The sequence below is a fragment of the Phaeobacter porticola genome (genome assembly GCF_001888185.1).
Taxonomy (GTDB): domain Bacteria; phylum Pseudomonadota; class Alphaproteobacteria; order Rhodobacterales; family Rhodobacteraceae; genus Phaeobacter; species Phaeobacter porticola.
Window position 1 is genome coordinate 519,060 of sequence record NZ_CP016364.1, and the last position, 20,259, is coordinate 539,318.

Sequence of the window (20,259 nt, forward strand, 5' to 3'; positions counted from 1 at the left end):
CGCCAATGGATGAACTAGAAGTGCCAGAAACGGTTAGCACCCTGTGGGGTCAGATCCTATTGGTGCTGGAGCTGGGGCTCACCCCCGGTTGGCGGCAGTACCAGCTTGCGATCATTCTTGGTCTTCTGGCGACGGCCTTTATGCTACGGTTGTTGACGCAACCGGGTTGGGACCGCTGGGCCAGATCACGCAGTGGTTGGCCCAAATGGCGGTTGCGCGTGCTGGTTCAGGTCTTGCGGCGCATCACGTTGATATATTTTGTTGTTTTGTGTTGGGGAACCTATCTCGCCATGCAGCAGATGACGTGGCCGTCGCGAAGTTACCTCATTGGCGTCGCAGCGACACTGGGAGTCGCATGGCTCATTATCGGCTTTCTAGCGCGGCTGGTGCATAACAGGACATTGCGCCGTCTCGTGACATGGTCGCTGTGGATTTACGCCACCTTGGTTGCGCTCAACCTTGTTGATGATGTGGCACAGTTTCTTGACGGTGTTGCATTGGATATCGGCTCCATGCACCTGTCCTTACTGGCTGTCTTAAAGGCCTGTGTGATGGGCGCGATCCTGCTGACAATGGCGCGGCTTGGAACCCAGGCAGCCACAGGTGGGCTGCGCCGGAACGAGGATATCTCGCCGTCGATGCAGGTACTGATGGGCAAGGCGGTGCAGGTGGTTCTTTATGGTTTGGCGCTGCTGTTCAGCATTCGTGCCATCGGTTTTGACCTCACTGGGTTCGCGGTCTTGTCTGGTGCGATTGGTGTTGGGATCGGTTTCGGCCTTCAGAAAGTGGTGTCGAATCTGGTCTCTGGCATCATCATTCTGATGGACCGGTCGATCAAACCGGGAGATGTGATCTCGCTGGGCGAGACCTTTGGCTGGATCAATGCGCTGGGCGCGCGCTACGTGTCGGTGGTGACCCGTGACGGGCGCGAGTATCTGATCCCGAACGAGGACTTTATCACCAGTCAGGTCGTCAATTGGTCCCACTCTGACCGATTCGTGCGGTTGGATCTGAACTTTGGCACCGGCTACCACGACGACCCGCATGAGGTTCGCCGTGTTGCGATTGAGGCGACAAAAACAGTCGGCCGGGTGTTGAGCGGCGGCAAACGCGCTCCTGTCTGCCATATCGTGGGATTTGGCGATAGCAGTGTGGATTATGTGCTGCGCTTCTGGATCAGCGATCCAACCGGCGGGCTGACCAATATTCGTGGAAATGTCTATTTGGCGCTCTGGGATGCCTTTAAAGGCGCTGGAATCTCTATACCGTTCCCTCAGCGTGAGGTGCGCGTACTGAACGAAAATCTGCCGGTCTCTATGTCAGATAGGGTGTCGGGGCCGCAAGAGGATGTCGGTCGTAGTCCGGATCGGGACTGAAATCTGACCTATATGACCGTCAATTTGTGATCTCTTTACGCCTGCGCGCTGTGCATGGCAGCCGACCATCATGGTTCATTGAAAAACCACATCTGGCTTGCTACATTAACACAACCCCAGCGCCGGGGGACCGGCGGCGCGCTACAAGGAGGACAATGTCCTGTCACCCGAACCTCAGGCGGCCCAAAATGCTGGCCGCGGAGTGGCCGTAATGGCTACCACATCACTGCCAACCAGCGACGAGCTGCTGGCGCGTGTTCTTTCCTCGCTGAATGACGACAAGGCCGAAGATGTCGTGCAGATCGACCTGCGCGGCAAAACGGCTATCGGCGATCATATGGTCATTGCCACAGGTCGCTCGACCCGTCAGGTGGCAGCTATGGCCGAAAAGCTGGCTGATCGTCTGAAGCAGGACTATGGCATGATCTGCAAAGTCGAAGGTAAAGATACCGGCGATTGGGTGCTGATCGATACCGGCGATATCATCGTCCATCTGTTCCGCCCGGAAGTGCGCGAATTCTATCAGCTTGAGAAAATGTGGCTGCCGTCGAACGCGTCACCTGCCCAGAGCGAGAACTGATCCGCAATCTGGATTTTGTTCTGATTAGATCGGCCCGTGCATGTGGCGCGGGCCAGTATCGAAAGATCCCTCATGCGACTTCATTTCTGTGTGGTCGGGCGCCTGCGGGCCAGCCCGGAAAAGCAGCTGATCGACGATTATGTGGAGCGGTTTGACCGCTCCGGTCGTGCGCTTGGTCTGGGACCGTGCCGCATCATCGAGGTCGAAGATAAGAAAAACGCAGGTATGGCCGCCGAGGCGGAGCTGCTGCGTAAGGCAATCCCCAAGGGGGCTGTCATCTGCACATTGGACGAGCGCGGCAAACTTCTGTCCTCACCCGATTTTGCCCACCGTCTTGCGGATTGGCGCGATACCGGACGCCAGGACGTTGCTTTTATTATTGGCGGTGCAGATGGGATTGATCCCAGCCTGCGCGCCGAGGCCGATTTTTCCGTATCACTGGGAAAGATGGTTTGGCCGCATATGCTCGTCCGTGTGCTGTTGGCAGAACAGGTCTACCGCGCCGCCACCATTCTGGCAGGCAGCCCGTATCACAGGGTCTAGGGCGGGGCGGCCTGTCTACCCGGCCGGTACTTTTCAGCATATCAACAGGACGTGCAGGCCAGAGGTAGAATGTAGGTTGCTTCTGACCAGCCATCGACATTGCACCGGGCCTGAATCAGCACCGCGTCCAGCCCCTCCGGTAATGTCACACCTGCCAATGACCTTGTGAAGGGCTGCTCGTTCACATGCGGATGCGCCAATTCACGCAGGCCCAGCACATTTCCCTCCATATCCAGCAGACGCCAGCCATCCGCGTAGTGATTCCAGCCTGTATCCGGGTGGCTCAGCGTGACGTCGATACGCCAGCTGCCGCCGGTCTGTTGTGCGGTCGCATCAGTTACCTGCGGACCATCGGCAAGCGCTGCAAGGGGCAGGCAAGCGACAAGGAGAGTGGGCGCGGCTTTGAGCATGGCAACAGCATAGGTGAGTCGACACGAAACCATGGTCACAACTGCGTGTGAGAAGACGTGCTGACCGGCGCTTTGGGAGGTGTTGTTTCCGCCGGAACCCGTTGCAGGATGGTCCGCGATTGCGAGGCGAACTCACGCCTGTAAAGCACGGCGCAGGTCACAACCGATGCGGCGATCAAAGCCCAGGCACCAATCAGCCAGGCCGCCGCAGCCAGAGCAAAATATGTTGACCGCATCGCCCGGTTGAAACTCCGTGCGGCCGTAATGCTGAGGTCTGCCGCCTGATTGGCGCGCGGATACGCGCGGGGGTCTTTGTCGGTATTGGGTACGGCTGCCATCAGGACAAAACAATAACCGAATAGGCGATGGGCCCAGACGTACTTTAGAAATGCATTGGACAGTAGCAGCAGGATCGTCAGGATCTTAACGTCCCAGACAAAGGCCGGCACGCTCTCCAGACTCAAATCCTGGGCCACCCCAGCCAGCTGATCCGTATTGCCAATCAGTGCCAGCCCGCCGCCAATGGCAATCATGGAGGCGGACGCGAAAAATGCGCTGCCCTGCCGCAGATTGGCGATCAATTGTGCATCAAAGATTCGTGGGTCGCGTTGCACCATCTGGATCATCCAGGCGTGGCGGAATTGGGCCATCAGGCCCGAGACCGATGGGTGTTGCGCTGTGGCATTGTCAATGCGCCAGCCAATGCCCAGCCAGCAGGCAATCAGCACAAAACAGGCGGCCAGATCAGCGGGTGAAAACAGCAGGATACGGTCGAGTATGGTCATGCCCCGATCCTAGCTGGGGAACAACAGGCTTGCCAGATGTGAAAATTGGTAATATTAATTTACCAAATTTAGAGATCCTAGGAGAGCCCCATGGAAATGCCATCCCCGGATCCTGCCATTCTGGCGCAAAAGGCCGATCTGGTCTCGCGGCTGTCTGCCGTTCTGCCGCAGGATGCGCTGGTCCATGATCTTGCTGAGACCCGCGCCTATGAATGCGATGCGCTCACGGCCTATAAATGCCCGCCGATGCTGGTGGCCTTGCCGCGTAGCACGCAGGAGGTCTCGGATATTCTGCGGATCTGCCATGCCGCAGGCGTGCCGGTCGTTCCGCGCGGGGCGGGGACCTCGCTGGCAGGTGGTGCGCTGCCGACAGCCGATTGTGTTATTCTAGGTGTCGCCCGGATGAACGAGGTGCTGGACACCGATTACGACAATCGGATCATCCGGGTACAGACCGGCCGCACCAACCTCAGCGTTTCTGGTGCGGTAGAGGAAGAAGATTTCTTTTACGCACCTGACCCGTCCTCGCAATTGGCCTGTGCGATTGCCGGCAATATCGCGATGAATTCTGGCGGCGCACATTGCTTGAAATACGGTGTCACCACCAACAATTTGCTGGGCGTCACCATGGTGATGATGGATGGCACCGTGGTTGAAATTGGCGGTGGGTATCTAGATGCGGGGGGGCTGGACCTGCTTGGTGTAATTTGCGGCAGTGAGGGGCAGTTGGGCGTGGTGACCGAGGCCACGCTCAGGATCCTGCGCAAACCCGAAGGGGCGCGGCCCGTTCTTATCGGATATGACAGCAATGAAGTGGCAGGGGCCTGCGTGAGTGACATCATCAAAGCGGGCGTTCTGCCGGTGGCGATTGAGTTCATGGACCGCCCTTGCATCGAGGCCTGCGAGGCCTTTGCCAAGGCTGGTTATCCGATGTGCGAGGCGCTGTTGATTGTTGAGGTTGAAGGCAGCGCCGCCGAAATCGACCATCAGTTGGGGTTGATCACTACGATCGCCCGATCTCACAACCCGGTTGAACTGCGCGAGGCACGCGACAGCGACGAAGCCGCCCGCATCTGGTTGGGCCGCAAATCGGCCTTTGGTGCGATGGGGCAGATCAACGACTACATGTGCCTTGATGGCACGATCCCTGTGACCTCGCTCCCTTATGTGCTGCGCCGCATTGGGGAAATGAGCAAGGAATTCGGCCTGGATGTTGCGAATGTCTTTCACGCAGGCGACGGCAATATGCATCCGCTGATCCTGTTTGATGCCAATAAGCCCGGTGATCTGGAAATCTGCGAGGCCTTTGGTGCCGAAATCCTGAAACTATGCGTCGAGGCAGGGGGCTGTCTGACTGGTGAGCATGGCGTCGGGATCGAGAAGCGCGATCTAATGCTGCATCAGTACACGCCAACCGATCTAGAGGCGCAGTTGCGGGTGAAGGATGTGTTCGACCCAAAATGGCTGTTGAACCCGGCTAAGGTGTTCCCGCTGTCAACCACGGCAAGTCGGCGCAGCCCAACGCTGGTAACTGAGTGATTGGGGCCTGCCTCAAACCTCGGGATATTTGTGAAAGATGAAGATGATGACACCGCAGAGCGAGGCCGAACTGGCCGAAATGATCGGATCGGCCCGCGCGCCTATTAGTATCCAGGGGGGAGATACCCAAGGTCTGGGAGGAGCCGGTGAGATGCTTAGCACCAAAGGGCTGTCGGGGGTGACCTTATACGAGCCCGGCGCCCTGACATTGGTGGCAGAGGCGGGCACGCCGGTTTCAGAAATTGAGGCGCTGCTGAGGGCGCAGAACCAGCGTTTGGCGTTTGAACCGATGGACTGTCGGGGTTTGTTGGGCACCGATGGTACGCCGACCATTGGCGGGGTCTTTGCGAGCAATCTGTCCGGGCCGCGCCGTATTCAGGTGGGGGCAGCACGGGACTTTCTGCTTGGTGTGCGCTTTGTGGATGGTCACGGGAACGTGGCGAAAAATGGCGGTCGGGTGATGAAGAACGTAACCGGCTACGATCTGGTAAAGCTGATGTGCGGGGCGCAAGGCACGCTTGGCGTACTGAGCGAGGTATCGCTGAAGGTGTTGCCCTGTGCCGAGGCCTCAGCGACAGTTACTGTCGAATGTGCTGACTTAGCTGGCGCTGTTGCCACAATGTCAGCAGCGCTTGGATCACCCTATGATGTGACCGGGGCAGCCTATGATCCCCAGAGAGGCTGCACATACATCAGGGTTGAAGGTTTTGAGACCTCGGTCGCCTACAGGGCGGAGGCCTTGGAGGCGGCATTGTCCAGGTTTGGCGCAGCTGACAGCAGCCTGGATGGATCAGCGCAGCTCTGGCGCGGGGTGCGGGATGTCGCGGCGTTTCACGGTCGATCCGGCGATGTCTGGCGGCTGTCTGTCAAACCCTCGGATGCGGTGGAACTGGCACCGAAATTGTGCGCGGACGGGCTGCTGTTCGACTGGGGTGGTGGGTTGATCTGGGCCTTGGTGCCCGCCGGCACTGATTTACGGGCGCGACTGGATGTTCCGGGCCATGCAACGCTGGTGCGGGCTGAGGCAGAGACGCGCAGCGCCCTTGGGCAATTTCAGCCACAACCCGCTCCGTTGGCGGGGATATCGCAGGCGTTGCGACAACAGTTTGATCCGCGGGGGATCTTTAATCCGGGATTGATGGGGTAGGCTATGCAGACGACATTCACCAAAGATCAGCTGCGCGATCCCGGTACACAGCGCGCCAATGAAATCCTGCGCTCTTGCGTCCATTGCGGGTTTTGCACCGCCACATGCCCGACCTATCAGGTTCTGGGCGATGAGCTGGACAGCCCGCGCGGCCGGATCTATCTCATCAAGGATATGCTAGAAAACGAGCGTGTCCCTGACGAGAAGACAGTGAAACACATTGATCGGTGTTTAAGTTGCCTTGCCTGTATGACCACTTGCCCATCGGGGGTGCACTACATGCATCTGGTCGATCATGCGCGGGCCTATATCGACAAACACTATCAGCGCCCCCTCGGGGATCGTGCCTTGCGTTGGTTATTGGCGCGGATCCTGCCCTATCCGGGTCGGTTTAGGCTGGCTTTGATCGGTGCTAAACTGGCACAGCCCTTTAAACGATTGATACCGGATGCGCGCTTGCGGGCGATGTTGGATATGGTTCCGAAAACCATCCCGCCCGTCAGCCGGAATGATGACCCGCAGAGTTTTGCAGCCAGTCAACCGCGCAGGAAACGCGTGGCGCTGATGACGGGCTGCGCGCAAAAGGCGCTAAATACCGATATCAATGATGCCACCATCCGCCTGCTCACCCGGCTCGGCTGCGAAGTGGTTGTGGCGAAGGGGGCCGGTTGCTGTGGCGCGCTGACCCACCATATGGGGCGTGAGGACGAAAGCCATGCCAGCGCTGCCAACAACATCCGTGCCTGGACGGCTGAGATGGATGGGCGGGGGCTGGATGCGATTGTCATCAACACCTCTGGGTGCGGCACAACGGTCAAGGACTACGGCCATATGTTCCGCAATGATCCGCTGGCCGCAGAGGCTGCCCGTGTTTCAGGTGTGGCGATGGATGTTTCAGAGTTACTGATGCAACTGGATCTGCCCGCAGGTGAGGCGCGTGGGTTAACTGTTGCCTATCACGCGGCCTGTTCGCTGCAACATGGCCAACAAATCAAGACACATCCAAAAACCTTGCTGAAACGGGTTGGTTTCGCCGTGGTGGAACCGGCGGACAGCCATCTCTGCTGTGGGTCGGCGGGCACCTACAATCTGTTACAGCCGGAAATCTCGACTGAGCTGAAGGCGCGCAAGATCAAGACGCTGGAGGCCAAACAGCCAGATGTCATCGCGGCTGGCAACATTGGCTGCATGATGCAGATCGGCTCCGGCACTGAGCTTCCGATTACGCACACGGTCGAACTGTTGGACTGGGCCACTGGTGGCCCCAAGCCACGCGCGCTGGATGCAGGCAATACAACAAGCAGTGCACGCGCGGGCGAAGTCCCGATACTACGGTGACGCCATAGGCGAGAAGCTGCTCGGAGTCAGATACTCTGCAGGTGCATTCTTGGTCTGACTGCCGTAATTTCGCCCAAACCAAAGCATAGTCTTTAGGGGATAAAATCATACGTGGGGCCGCTGGAAATGACTGCAGGAAAACGGATTGGGCAGCTGTTGCCGTCACTGGCAGTTGCCTTGTCCGGTGTGGCCTTGATGAATGTGGCCTTGGCCAGTGGCGCCATGGCTGAAGACAGTGGTTTGCAACGGCTGGAGACCACGGAAGCGGGCCGTGACTGGCAGGCGGTTGGGCGGTTGGATGTCAATGGCGAGGGGTTTTGCACCGGCGCGCTGATCGCGCCAGATCTGGTGCTGACCGCAGCGCATTGCCTGTTTGATCGCGACAGCCGGGCGAGAATTGCGCCTCAGACAATCGAATTCTTGGCCGGCTGGCGCAATGGGCGCGCATCAGCCTATCGCAGCGTCCGTCAGGCTGTTATTCATCCCGGGTATATCTATGACGGTGAGATCTCGACCGACCGCGTCCGAAATGATATCGCGCTTTTGCAGCTGCAACGGCCCATTCGCAATACCACCGTGACCCCGTTTGAAACTGATGAGCGCCCCCAAAAAGGCGCGCGGATCGGGGTTGTCTCTTATGCTCATGACCGATCCGAAGCGCCATCGTTACAAGATGTCTGTGCCGTAATGTCCCGCCAGGAGGGTGTGTTGGTGATGTCTTGTGATGTGGACTACGGCTCCTCCGGGGCGCCAGTGTTTTCCTTTGACGGTGAACGCCCTAAAATTGTGTCGGTGGTGTCGGCCAAGGCTGAGGTTTCCGGCAAGCAGGTCGCACTGGGGTCCGCATTGGCAGAGGAGCTGGCGTTGTTGCAGTCACAGCTGACGGGCCGCCGGATTGGCGGGCAGATGCCTCCTGGGGTGGGACGGGTCATCGTTGGCGAAAGACGCCAGAGCACGGGCGCGAAATTCATCAAACGCTGATTGCGAAGCAGCTGAATACCAACTGTATGCGTCCCCCTTGAACCGGAAAAAACAGCTCTTATCTCAACACTGTTCGGATCGCCGATGATCGGGGTCCGACGCTTCAGACGCCCGTCCCGATTGGGAGGGCACGTTGAAATCGCTCACGAATGAGGATGACACATGCGTAGTTTTGATTTTGCCCCGCTGCACCGCGCCTCCATTGGCTTTGATCAGATTGCCGACCTGATGGATCGCGCACTTACTTCTGATGGCGCGCAGCCGAGCTACCCCCCTTACAATATCGAGAAAACCGCCGCAGATGCCTATCGCATCTCAATCGCCGTTGCCGGCTTCTCTGACGCTGATCTGGGTGTCGAGGTAAAGGAAAACGCCTTAGTGGTCTCGGCCAAGAAATCCGACGATGACAGCGAGCGCACATATCTGCATCGCGGCATCGCCACCCGCGCATTTGAGCGTCGGTTTACCCTAGCTGATCATGTGCGTGTCACGGGTGCCAGCCATTCAGACGGTATGCTGCATATCAATCTACAGCGTGAAGTGCCCGAAGCACTGAAACCGCGGCGGATCGAGATTGCCTCTGGCAGGACGCCAGAGCTGGACGCTAAGACAGTCAACTGATCCTGTTCTGATCACTCGGATCTGACAATTTTATACACGACAGCCCCCCGGAGCGACCGGGGGGCTGTTTTGGTTATATCTGGTCGGGGGAAAGGGTCAGTTGACCTCTGGCTGACCCATTTTCCCGATGGAGAAAAACATCGTCTCTCCAGAGGCATCGTCGACACCATCATTGTCGGTCACAATATACCCTTCTCCATCCGCAGTGATGGCTAGGCCTTCCACTTTGTCCAGCACATAGCCCCCGGTGGAGGTCAGATCCGGCAACAGATCGCGCACCAGTTCTTTTTGCACGATCGGCAGATCACCGCCCAGCTGTGCTGGCTGCATTTCAGTCATCGGGATGCGGTAGACCTTTTTGGTGACGGCGCGGAAATCATGCTGGTTGTCGCGCTCAATGACATAGACATAGTCGCCATGGGCCACGATCTCTGACAGCCCTACCCAACCGGTGTCAGGCTCTGCCTTGGGATAGTGAACCGCGCCCCATTCCTTGGTTTCCAGGTTGTAGGACACCAGTTTGACGTGGTTTTTCGGGTCATCTTTCCATTCCCGCTGAACGGCCATCCAGAGCGTGTCGCCCACTTTGGTGATGCCTTCAAAGCCAAAGCGGCGCTCGACGGCCATCAGCTCGGCTGGCAGACCTATCTCGCCCTTTTTGGCTTTGATGAACCCGTCTTTGGAGACGTGATAGATGGCATGTGGTGTCACCCGATCAGTGCGCCCTTCGGAAGCAACATAAAAGCCACCTTTGCCGTCCAGCGTGATGCCCTCCAGATCCAGTTTCTGGGCCGGGTTGCCGTCTTGGCGATGAATGCGGATCACGTCGACGATACGGGCAGGCGTCTGGCTGGGATCAATTTTGAAGATCGAAGGCTGGAAGCCATAGAAGCTGTCATTGACGGCATAGATCATGCCATCTTCATCGGCGACCATGCCCGATAACGCGCCCCAGCCGATAAGCTCATCCGCGCCTTCTGAGGTCAGATGCGGGTAAGTGGGGGCGCCATTTTGCAGCTCGTACAGCATAACATGGGCACGTGCCCCTTTGTCTTCGATCAGATCCTTTTCATTGGCCGAGACCAGCAGACCACGTTCAGGGATGACGGCGTACCCTTCTGGCCCGACACCGGACGGCAGCAGTTGGGTTAGAACCGGATTGGTGGGGTCCGTCACATCATAGACCCCAACAACTGATGCCCGCTCGGCGCCGACAAACACATAGGGCGTATCGCCGAATTCAGCGAAGGTCACGCTTTCGGGTTCGACGCCTTTGGCATCAGAGCGTTTGTCCGGGTAGTGGCCAATCTGCACGATGGCATGTTCAAAGGAGGTGCCGCTGTCATAAACGACGGTGCCGTCTTTGTTGAAGATGGTCCAGCCTCGCGAGCCACCGTTGTAATCGCCTTCGTTTGCAGTGGCGAAATGGGTGTCATCAATCCAGGTCACCGCATCAGGCTCACGCAGGCGGCTCTCTTGGCTTTCGGTGAAGATCAGCGCGCCGCGTTCATCCGTGGCGTCGATACCTTCAAGATCAACCGCCCCGGCCGAGAAGTGATTCAGGACCATGCCATCCTTGGACAGGACAACAAGATGGTTGTTTTCCTGAAGAGTGACTACCGTCTCTCCAAGCCCGTTAATAGAGACATATTCCGGCTCGGGATCGTCGCTGGCAATCTCTGCCAGACCCGCAAGGCCGATCACCTTCATAGAGGCACAATCCAAGCCGCCGTCCGCGGTGTTGATCATCACCAGATTGCCTGCGGGCATTTGCGGCATCAGACCATCGTTCAGATCTTCGTCACGTTCGTTTTCAATCGCAACGGCGAGGAAGGCGCCATCCTTGGATTTTGCGACCGAGTCGGGCTGACCACCCAAATCGCAAGAGCCGGTCTCGGTCCCAGTGCGGATGTCAAAGGCTTTCAACAGGCCGGAGGGCTGTGTGTAGCTCTTGGATGTGTTCACACCGACATACGCCGTGGTTCCGATTACCGTGACGGAGGTCGGCTCGCCCGGCAGCGCGATATTGCCCTTGGGGGCCGGGTTCGCAGGATCGGTGATGTCGATCAGGCCCAGAGCCTCCAGCGGGCTGTCGGTATAGACCAGCGTCATGCCATCCGCAGTCGCGTCGATGATTTCGGGAGAACTTTCGCGTGTGATGTCTTCACCTGCGGCCATGTTCTGGACCACGGGAAAGGACGCGATACGATTAAATGAAGTGTCTGCCTGCGCGATACCAGCGGTGAGCGCGAGGGCAGAGGTCAGGCACAAAAGGCGCGTGGACATCGGCAGCTCCAGTATGGATGAATTGACTGCCTTGCTCCTGACGGGTCTGCATCAAGGTTTTGTGACGCTTTGATGTAGTTTTAGTGATGTGGTGGCTGCGGCAGGGACACCCGCCGCAGCCCTTCATCCAGCTTTATACAGACATGCAGATGTATTTCATCTCAAGGTAGTCTTCGATACCATGGTGGCTGCCTTCACGACCAAGGCCCGACTGTTTGACGCCACCAAAGGGAGCCAGCTCGGTTGAAATAATGCCGGTGTTGACCCCGACAATACCGTACTCCAGCGCTTCGGCCACTTTGTAGACGCGGCTCAGATCCTTGGCGTAGAAATAGGAGGCCAGGCCAAAGATGGTGTCATTGGCCATTTCGATCACGTCGTCTTCGGTCTCAAACTTGAACAGCGGCGCCATCGGGCCAAAGGTCTCATCCTGAGAGAATACCATGTCCTGTGTGGCGCCTGTGATGATTGTCGGCTCAAAGAATGTGCCGCCCAGCTCCGATGGATTGCCGCCCAGGATCACCTCAGCGCCTTTTTCCTTTGCGTCGGCAATATGCGCCTGCACTTTCTCGACGGCTTTCTGGTTGATCAGGGGGCCAAACTGGGTGCCCTCTGCCAGACCATCCCCAACAGTCATCTTGGCCACGGCTTCCTTTAGCTTCGCAGCAAAGGCATCGTAAACACCCGCCTGTACATAGATCCGGTTGGCACAGACGCAGGTCTGGCCGTTGTTGCGGAACTTGCACATGATCGCGCCCTCGACCGCGGCGTCGAGGTCAGCATCATCAAAGACAATGAACGGTGCGTTGCCGCCCAACTCCATGGAGCATTTCATCACGGTATCTGCCGCCTGCCGCATCAGGATGCGTCCCACTTCGGTAGATCCGGTGAAGGTCAGCTTGCGCACGGCGTTGTTCTCGCAGAACTCTTTACCTGTTTCAGAGGCATTGGAGGAACTCACGACATTGAACACGCCCGCCGGAAGGCCCGCACGGTCTGCCAGCACGGCCAACGCGGTCGCGGACAGTGGCGTCAATTCAGCAGGCCGCGCAACAAAGGCGCAGCCCGCCGCCAGTGCCGGCCCGGCCTTGCGGGTGATCATCGCATTGGGGAAGTTCCAGGGCGTGATGGAGGCGGCCACCCCGATGGGCTGCTTCAGCACCGTGATGCGCTTGTCGCGCTGATGGCCGGGAATGGTCTCTCCATAGATACGTTTGGCTTCTTCGGCAAAGAACTCAATGAAGGACGCGCCATAAGCGATCTCACCGCGCGACTCTGCCAGGGGTTTGCCCATTTCGGCGGTCAGAATTATGGCCAGATCCTCTTGGTTCTCCATCATGAGATCAAACCATTTGCGCAGAACATTGGCACGCTCCTTGCCGGTCCATTTGGCCCAATCCTTCTGAGCAACTTCAGCCTGCGCGATGGCGCCTGCCACCTGCGACCGGCTGACGTTGGCCACATTGGCAATCACATCGCCACGCGCGGGGTTTTTCACCTCGAATGTGCCATCCTGGCCATCGACAAAACCGCCGCCAATATAGGCGCGCGGTTCCAGCAGGCTGGGATCAGTGAGCAGTGATTTCAGATCAGTGGTTGCGTCGAGCATTGCGGGCCTCCCGTATGTCATTTGCGAAATGCAAATCAGCTGTGACTTGATATGTCCAGAAAGATAGGTGAGTCCAGAATTTGATCAAATTCAGGAGCAAGGTGGGCACCACATCAATGTTCTGCACGGGCCGGGTTATTTGACATGTTCTGTGCCAGACTGTCAGGTAGCGGCAACAAGAAGAACAGGGAGATTGGGCATGGAGCTCGACGACGCGTATTCAAATGGCGCCTACATCGAAAATGCTGACAGCTATCCGCCGCGCTGGTTGGCCTCGGCCGAGGATTTCCGCAACGCGATACGCGGGCGCACAAAACTGGATGTCCCTTACGGTGAGGGCGCGCGCGAGCGTTATGATCTGTTTCTGCCCGAAGATGCTGTCAAGGGGCTGATGATCTTCGTGCATGGTGGCTATTGGATGGCGTTTGATAAATCCAGCTGGTCACATCTCGCTGTTGGTGCCTTGGCACATGGCTATGCGGTTGCCATGCCGTCTTATGACTTGTGCCCAAAGGTGCGGATTGCCGATATCACTCAGCAGATCACTGCGGCTGTCACCGCAATCGCCGCAGAGGTTGATGGCCCGATATCGCTTGCAGGGCATTCCGCAGGCGGTCATCTGGTGGCGCGCATGTTGGACCGGGGTTTGTTGCCCGAAGAGATCGGCGCGCGGATCAGCACAGTTGTGCCAATCTCGCCGCTGTCCGACCTGCGGCCTTTGCTGCGCACCACAATGAACACCAAATTCAAGCTGGACGCAGCCGGTGCCGCCGCCGAAAGTCCGATTGATATGCAAGATCGCTACCCGGCAGAGGTCACGGTCTGGGTCGGCGGAGAGGAACGCCCCGCATTCTTGGATCAGGCGGTCTGGCTGGTAGAGGCCTGGGGCGCGGATCATGTCATTGCGTTGGGGCAACACCATTTCAACGTGATTGAGCCTCTGGCGGATCCGGACAGCGATCTGGTCGCAGTGCTGGTCAAATAGACGGCAAGAGCCGTAGAAAAATGCGGCTCTTGTCGTTTTCGACACTTCGAGCGGAGATTCAGGCTTGCCAGTTCTATAGCTCTGCCGCATCTTTTACGCCAAGGGCCAGGCGATGGCGTCGCCGCATGGAATTCATGCTGCCCTAACACTCAAACCGTCCTGAACGCCGGGACCTTTCTTGTAAGATGGAAGGGTCGACTATGACTGCACGTCCTGAAATGTATCGTTTTCACAATGGTGAAAAGGCGCCGCTGCAATTTGCTGTCTCCGAATATGAGGCGCGGATCGCAGGTCTGCGCAAAATCATGGCAGAGACTGGCGTAACCGCCGCTGTCTTCACTTCGATGCACAATATCTCGTATTATTCGGGCTTCACCTACTGCGCCTTCGGTCGCCCCTATGGCATGGTGGTGACCGCGTCCGAGGCTGTGACAATTTCAGCCGGCATTGACGCAGGCCAGCCCTGGCGCCGGTCGTTCTGCGACAACATCACCTATACCGACTGGCAGCGCGACAATTTCTGGCGCGCGATCAAGTCGGTTTCAGGCGATGGTGCCGTTGTCGGCTACGAGAGCGATCACCTGACCCTGCTGCAAAAAGCTAAACTGGAGAGCTTCCTTAAGCCGTCCAGCTTGGTTGATCTGTACCATCCCACGATGGTTCAGCGGATGGGTAAATCGGCTGCGGAACTGGACATGATCCGGGCCGGAGCTGCCGTCGCAGACGTCGGCGGTTTTGCGATCCGCGATGCGGTGAAGGAAGGCGCGCGTGAGATTGATGTGGCAATGGCGGGCCGTGACGCGATGGAACTGGAAATTGCCAAGCGGTTCCCGGATGCGGAGTACCGTGACAGCTGGGTCTGGTTCCAGTCCGGCATCAACACCGATGGGGCCCATAACCCGGTGACAGCCCGCAAGCTGCAACGCGGTGATATCCTGTCTCTGAACACCTTCCCGATGATCTCCGGTTATTACACCGCGCTGGAACGCACCATGTTCGTGGGTGAAGTGGATGCCGAAAGCCTGCGTATCTGGGAGGCCAATGTGGCGGCCCATGAGCTGGGCATCTCGCTGCTGAAACCGGGCGCGAGCTGCGCGGAAATCACCTATCAGATCAACGCCTTCTTTGAAGAACAAGACCTGCTGCAATACCGCACTTTCGGCTACGGTCATTCATTTGGTGTGCTGTCGCATTATTATGGTCGTGAGGCGGGGCTTGAACTACGCGAGGACATCGACACGGTGTTGGAGCCGGGGATGGTGATCTCGATGGAGCCGATGCTGACCATAGCGGACGGCCAGCCTGGCGCCGGCGGCTACCGCGAGCATGACATCCTGATTATCCATGAAGACGGCAATGAGAACATCACCAAGTACCCCTATGGGCCGGACTTTAACGTTGTCGGATAACTGAGCCTGATAGGCTGAGATGGGTAGGCGGGTGGCTCCCGCCTGTTCATGGTCTCTCCCCAAGAGAAACCCTCACAGTTGGGCGTGGCACCGTGAGAGACACGGTGCCATTTTTCTTTTCGGCACCGCTGCGGCCCAGAATAACATTGGCGTTACCGACCGCGCGCCGTAACATGCCCGATCTGTTGTGTTGCGCAGACGTTGCGCCGAGGCTTCCCTTCGGGCATATGTTTGCCATGGTCGCGATTGCACAGGTCCAGCGTCGCAGAGACTGCGGTGGGCCGTTGCCGTCTAAAAGGAAAATCCACCGATATGCACCACACCCCGGAAAAGCGAAAATCCGAATACGCGTTGATTCAGCTGCTGCCAAACATGATGACCATTGCGGCCATCTGTGCCGGGCTGTCAGCAATCCGTTTTGGGGTGCAGGGCAACTACACATTGGCCGTGCAACTGATCCTCGCGGCGGCCATTCTGGATGGGTTCGATGGTCGCTTGGCGCGGATCTTGCGCAGTGACAGCAAGATGGGCGCAGAGCTGGATTCGCTGGCGGATTTTCTCAACTTCGGAGTCGCTTCACCGTTGGTGATTTATTACTGGGCGTTGCAGGATATGCGAGGGCTGGGCTGGCTGGCCGTGCTAGTGTTCTCGGTTTGTTGCGTGGTGCGGTTGGCACGGTTTAACGTGTCCAGCAAATCCGAAGAAAAAGTTGTCGCCAAGAGTATTTATTTTGAGGGCGTGCCGTCCCCGGCAGGGGCGCTGCTGGCGATGCTGCCCATGTTCATTTCCTTTGCTTTTGCCGATGCACCAGTGGTGCCGGATATTCTGATCTGCCTTCACATGGTTGTCATCGGGCTGCTTATGATCAGCCATGTACCAACGTGGTCGCTGAAAGCGGTCAAAATCTCGCGCGAAAACGTGAAGTACTTCTTGGTTGGTTTTGCCTTTGCGGGGGCAGCCGTCCTGATTTACGCATGGATAACACTTGTGATCCTGTGCCTTGGGTATGCTGCAATGGTGGCCTGGGGGTTGTTAAAAAGAAAAACGCCGGAGACCGGCGTGTAAAATCGTAAGGGTGGATAATTGGATATCAAGGCCGTTGAAACGTCGTATGCCCGGTGGGCACCAGTTTACGATCGAACGTTTGGTGCGCTCACCAACGTAGGACGTCGCCGCGCCGTTGGCTATGTGAACGAACATCGCAGCGGCCGCATCCTAGAGGTGGGCGTGGGGACCGGCCTGTCGCTGCCTTTGTACAAATCCGACGTGATGGTTACGGGCATTGATTTCAGCGAAGAGATGCTGCGCAAGGCCAAGAAGCGGGTTGCAGAAAACGACCTTCAACACGTTGAGGCGTTGCGCCAGATGGATGCGCGACAGCTCGATTTCCCCGATGCCACATTTGACACCGTCTGCGCGATGCATGTGTTGTCGGTCGTGCCCGATCCGGAAAAGGTCATGGGGGAGATTGCTCGCGTGCTAAAGCCGGGCGGCAAGGTGGTCATCACCAACCACTTCCTGCGTGATCAGGGCGTCCTTGCCTTTCTTGAACGTGTCTCAGCTCCTTTTGCCAATGTGCTCGGATGGCATTCCGATTTTGAAATTGATACTGTGTTGGGCGAAGATCACCTGTCGGTCGAACATCATCAGCCACTGCCACCGTTTGGTCTGATGACTTTCTTGGTGCTATCCAAAAAAGTTGTCCCAGCCTAATCCACCATTGCGACAGATCTGAGGTCTTTGGCAGTTCCGCCATACCTGTATCAGAACCAGCAGAGCCCGCTTCCGGCTCAGCCGAGCTTTCAATTGTTAGGCCTCTCTGCAAAACTGACCAAAATGGGTGTGTGGATGTCGGGTTTTCTCCCCAAGAGGGGATGTAAATCATCGTTACATATCCATATGTAATACAAGATATTGAAGAAAGGGCACATTAATGAGCCAATCACAATTTGACGAAATGGTGCGGGCTTCACAAGCCAAGGTGAGCGAGTCGCAACAGAAGATCACGGCGCTGACCTCGCGGATCGAAACCGCGCGCGCCAAGATTTCTGCCGGAGAAGACGCCAGCATCGACATTGAGAACGCAACGCTGGATGACGTGCACGCCCATACCGAGGTGATGAACGCCAATATCGCCGAGCTGATCATGGGTCTGGATGATGTGACCACCGCGTTCTCCAAGGATTTCGACGAGATGCGTTCGAAAACCGGTTGGGAGAGCTTTGTCGGGTTTTTCAGCCGCGGAAAATCGGATTCGATGCGCCAGGAACGGATGCGTACGGCCAATATCGACGACAAGTTGCAGGATCTGATTGCCAAGTCGGATGTCATCGTAAAACTGCTGGAAGGTCAGCTGGCGACGCTGGAAGATCAGCGCGAGAAGGTGCAGGTGAACCTGTCGGCCACGCTGGACGACCGCGAGTTCACCGTACAAGAGCTGGAGGCGGTCCGCGCGGGTATCGTGGCGCTGGACCCGCAGATCATTGAGCTGGAAAACAAGATCTCGGTCGAGCAGGATGCCGCCGCACGCACCAAGTTGGAAACCGAACTGGCGGATCTGAACGCCAAGTATAATGCAATGGTGCAGGACGAGCAGGTAAAACTCGCTAAATCCCAGACGCTGGAGCGCTATATCGAGAAGGGCAAGACCTGGGTCGACTCCCTGCAGAACCAGGCGGCGACGCAGATGGTGCTGATCAATAAGTTGCAGACAGACACGGCGCAGCGGGTTGTGCTGTATGACGCGCTGACCAAATCGCTGAAGACCGCACAGCAGCAGGATGTGGCGCATAGGATCAACGAGATCGGCGTGCAGACTGACAAGGAAGCCCAGACCGCAATGGCGGCGATCGGCACCGCCACCAACCAGAAGATGGCCGATATGCTGGAAAGCCACGAGGACAACATGGTGTTCGCCCGAGACGTGCTGGAGAAAAAGGCCAAGGCCGATGAACGCTTTGCCCGCCGGTTTGCTGGGATTGTCGAGAAGCACGACAAAAACCTTTACGGGGGGTGATGTACCGAAGGCGTTCTCTGCTTGGTGATGCCCGGCCGGGTTCCCGGGAAGCGCGGCTCAAGAAGCGGTTTCTGATAAACGCCATCGTTGCCGGTTTTGCTGCTGCGGGCTTATTCGTAATTGGTTTCACCCGATTTGGAAGCTGGGGCCTTTGGTTTGCGATTGGCTTTTTGGCGTCTTCGGAGCTGTTGCGGGGAATACGGTATCTGCTGCGAGTGTTCAGCTTTTGGGTGCCGGGTCTGACCATTTGGTACGCGCGATATGAAAGTTGGATGGATGAAAAGATTCAGCAGTGAATTTCGGCGCAGAGGATCGCGCCGGGCCCAAAGGGAGGGGCAAACCGCACCCGCCGTTTTGCCGGAGGCAAACCTGCGGTTTGATGGGGGCGGGGCGGGCACGATCCGGGCCACTGCGCACCCCGGAGGTTTGATATGACCGATCCCTCCCACGACCACGCGGGCCTCAGTGATACCTTCGCCTCGCGCCGGTATTTCAAGAAGTTCGAGAGTATCATCCGGCACCTAACCCGGGTGGCGGCAGCGATGCAGGCGGAGGGGCGGCTCTCGAAATCCGATGTGAAAGTGCTGACCGCCTATCTGATGCGGCTGAACTTCACTTTCCGCGCGCTGTCGATGAAATACCTGATGGCGGGGCGTAATACGGGCCGATTTTTTGGCAGTCTGGCGATGGACAAGCGCGACAGCGGCTTTCCGGTCGCCTCCGAGCTGATGACTATGGCTAATGATGCCCAGCAGGCGGAGCGGCATCTGGCCAATATGGCCAGCGAGACGCAGCTGAAGGACGATATGGTGCGGACTATAATCTCGGACCGCGCGGTGCCGTCGAAGCTGCAATTCGCCCTGTCGCAGCGGCTTTATTATGAGGAGCTGCTGAAAGGGCAGCTGTTCTGGACCCAGAACGACCCGGTTTGTGAATGGCTGGAAAATATCGGCGAGCGGCGTCGGCGGTTCCTCTTACATTGGGCGGCCTATGACAGTCAGGTGAACCTGCCGGTGATCTACCTGATGGAGCTGGAGGACAGTGGCAAGGTGGCGCTGCCCAAGGACGAACGCCGCTGGCCCGAAGTGCAGGCGCATCTGATGGCGCAGGCGCTGGCCGGGCTGAAGCTGGTGACCATTGCCAAAGGGTTCGACGAGGATTTCGACGATCTCCACCCCAAGCATCTGCGCCGCTTTCATGTTGGCCCGATGTATTCCTCCGCCTACACCGAACAATCCGGCCCTCTGCACCGGGTGCTGGAGGAGGCGGAGGCGCCAGCGGGTCAGGATTGGGCCCTGGCCTGGACGCTGGAGGAATTGGAGAGCGAAGAGGTGCGCGAGGAGCGATCGGGCTGGTTCGGCACTGTAGAGAGGGAGATATTCGCGCTCGACCCCTTTGGCGGGCGTGGTGCGGATACCGGGGCGACCCGGACCCAGCGCGCCATTATCCTGCCGCAGCGCCCGTTCCAGGTGCTGGCAGAGCTGGGCCCGCCGGGGTTCGCCGATGTGCAGAAATTCGTGGTGAGCGAGGTAGGGCAGGTGCTGCGGTATTGAATTGCCGACTGCGGAGCCTCCCCTCTCGGCGGCGAAGCCGCCTGCTGGGCAGCGGGACGGGAGTATTTTTGAAAGGTGAAA

18 protein-coding genes are annotated in these 20,259 nt (G+C 57.9%); 14 read left to right on the plus strand and 4 right to left on the minus strand.

Translation table 11 applies throughout. The annotated features are described in order from the left end of the window. Positions 1–5: 5 nt before the first annotated feature. The 3 genes from PhaeoP97_RS02600 (at position 6) to rlmH (ending at position 2,499) form a co-directional block, all read left to right on the plus strand. The gene (locus PhaeoP97_RS02600; protein WP_072503755.1) at positions 6–1,376 is read left to right on the plus strand and encodes a mechanosensitive ion channel family protein; all 1,371 of its coding nucleotides are present in this window, start codon (positions 6–8) and stop codon (positions 1,374–1,376) included. Positions 1,377–1,587: 211 nt separating this feature from the next. Then, a complete protein-coding gene (rsfS, locus tag PhaeoP97_RS02605) occupies positions 1,588–1,956 on the plus strand; it encodes a ribosome silencing factor (protein WP_072503756.1) in 369 nt (122 codons plus the stop codon). 72 nt (positions 1,957–2,028) lie between these two features. Then, positions 2,029–2,499: a 23S rRNA (pseudouridine(1915)-N(3))-methyltransferase RlmH gene (rlmH, locus tag PhaeoP97_RS02610; protein ID WP_072503757.1), complete on the plus strand. Its 471-nt coding sequence runs from the start codon at positions 2,029–2,031 to the stop codon at positions 2,497–2,499. A gap of 41 nt (positions 2,500–2,540) precedes the next feature. Here the strand turns inward: rlmH and PhaeoP97_RS02615 are convergent, their stop codons facing one another. Beyond that, a complete protein-coding gene (locus PhaeoP97_RS02615; protein ID WP_072506260.1) occupies positions 2,541–2,909 on the minus strand; it encodes a hypothetical protein in 369 nt (122 codons plus the stop codon). Positions 2,910–2,944: 35 nt separating this feature from the next. Then, entirely contained in the window at positions 2,945–3,694 is a 750-nt protein-coding gene (locus PhaeoP97_RS02620) for a DUF599 domain-containing protein (RefSeq protein WP_072503758.1), read from the minus strand. Positions 3,695–3,784: 90 nt separating this feature from the next. On the opposite strand from PhaeoP97_RS02620, the gene PhaeoP97_RS02625 reads away from it, so the two are divergent. The 5 genes from PhaeoP97_RS02625 (at position 3,785) to PhaeoP97_RS02645 (ending at position 9,320) form a co-directional block, all read left to right on the plus strand. Continuing rightward, positions 3,785–5,233 (plus strand): FAD-linked oxidase C-terminal domain-containing protein, encoded by a 1,449-nt coding sequence (locus PhaeoP97_RS02625; RefSeq protein WP_072503759.1) that lies wholly within the window; start codon positions 3,785–3,787, stop codon positions 5,231–5,233. Positions 5,234–5,279: 46 nt separating this feature from the next. Continuing rightward, positions 5,280–6,380, plus strand: a complete 1,101-nt coding sequence (locus PhaeoP97_RS02630) for an FAD-binding protein (RefSeq protein WP_072506261.1) — start codon at positions 5,280–5,282, stop codon at positions 6,378–6,380. A 3-nt stretch (positions 6,381–6,383) separates the two neighbouring features. Then, positions 6,384–7,718 carry a glycolate oxidase subunit GlcF gene (gene glcF, locus PhaeoP97_RS02635; protein WP_072503760.1) on the plus strand — a complete coding sequence of 445 codons (1,335 nt, stop codon included), beginning with the start codon at positions 6,384–6,386 and terminating at the stop codon, positions 7,716–7,718. 126 nt (positions 7,719–7,844) lie between these two features. Beyond that, complete coding sequence (locus PhaeoP97_RS02640) at positions 7,845–8,699, plus strand: trypsin-like serine peptidase (protein ID WP_072503761.1); 855 nt, start codon at positions 7,845–7,847, stop codon at positions 8,697–8,699. A gap of 162 nt (positions 8,700–8,861) precedes the next feature. Beyond that, positions 8,862–9,320, plus strand: coding sequence for an Hsp20 family protein (locus PhaeoP97_RS02645; protein ID WP_072503762.1), 459 nt, complete (start codon positions 8,862–8,864; stop codon positions 9,318–9,320). A gap of 96 nt (positions 9,321–9,416) precedes the next feature. On the opposite strand, the gene PhaeoP97_RS02650 is transcribed toward PhaeoP97_RS02645, so the two are convergent. Beyond that, on the minus strand, positions 9,417–11,606 hold the full coding sequence (locus tag PhaeoP97_RS02650) for an esterase-like activity of phytase family protein (protein ID WP_072503763.1): 2,190 nt from the start codon (positions 11,604–11,606) through the stop codon (positions 9,417–9,419). Positions 11,607–11,739: 133 nt separating this feature from the next. Further along, positions 11,740–13,215 (minus strand): NAD-dependent succinate-semialdehyde dehydrogenase, encoded by a 1,476-nt coding sequence (locus PhaeoP97_RS02655; protein ID WP_072503764.1) that lies wholly within the window; start codon positions 13,213–13,215, stop codon positions 11,740–11,742. A gap of 199 nt (positions 13,216–13,414) precedes the next feature. Between PhaeoP97_RS02655 and PhaeoP97_RS02660 the strand changes: the two genes are divergently transcribed. From PhaeoP97_RS02660 to PhaeoP97_RS02690, 6 genes are all read left to right on the plus strand, one after another. Continuing rightward, a complete protein-coding gene (locus PhaeoP97_RS02660; RefSeq protein WP_072503765.1) occupies positions 13,415–14,200 on the plus strand; it encodes an alpha/beta hydrolase in 786 nt (261 codons plus the stop codon). Between the two features lie 200 nt (positions 14,201–14,400). Continuing rightward, positions 14,401–15,609: an aminopeptidase P family protein gene (locus PhaeoP97_RS02665; protein WP_072503766.1), complete on the plus strand. Its 1,209-nt coding sequence runs from the start codon at positions 14,401–14,403 to the stop codon at positions 15,607–15,609. 312 nt (positions 15,610–15,921) lie between these two features. After that, entirely contained in the window at positions 15,922–16,674 is a 753-nt protein-coding gene (locus PhaeoP97_RS02670) for a CDP-alcohol phosphatidyltransferase family protein (protein WP_072503767.1), read from the plus strand. An 18-nt stretch (positions 16,675–16,692) separates the two neighbouring features. Further along, on the plus strand, positions 16,693–17,322 hold the full coding sequence (locus tag PhaeoP97_RS02675) for a class I SAM-dependent methyltransferase (protein ID WP_072503768.1): 630 nt from the start codon (positions 16,693–16,695) through the stop codon (positions 17,320–17,322). A 220-nt stretch (positions 17,323–17,542) separates the two neighbouring features. Beyond that, the gene (locus PhaeoP97_RS02680) at positions 17,543–18,625 is read left to right on the plus strand and encodes a hypothetical protein (protein ID WP_072503769.1); all 1,083 of its coding nucleotides are present in this window, start codon (positions 17,543–17,545) and stop codon (positions 18,623–18,625) included. Positions 18,626–19,056: 431 nt separating this feature from the next. Beyond that, positions 19,057–20,178 carry a hypothetical protein gene (locus PhaeoP97_RS02690; protein ID WP_072503771.1) on the plus strand — a complete coding sequence of 374 codons (1,122 nt, stop codon included), beginning with the start codon at positions 19,057–19,059 and terminating at the stop codon, positions 20,176–20,178. Positions 20,179–20,259: the final 81 nt, after the last annotated feature.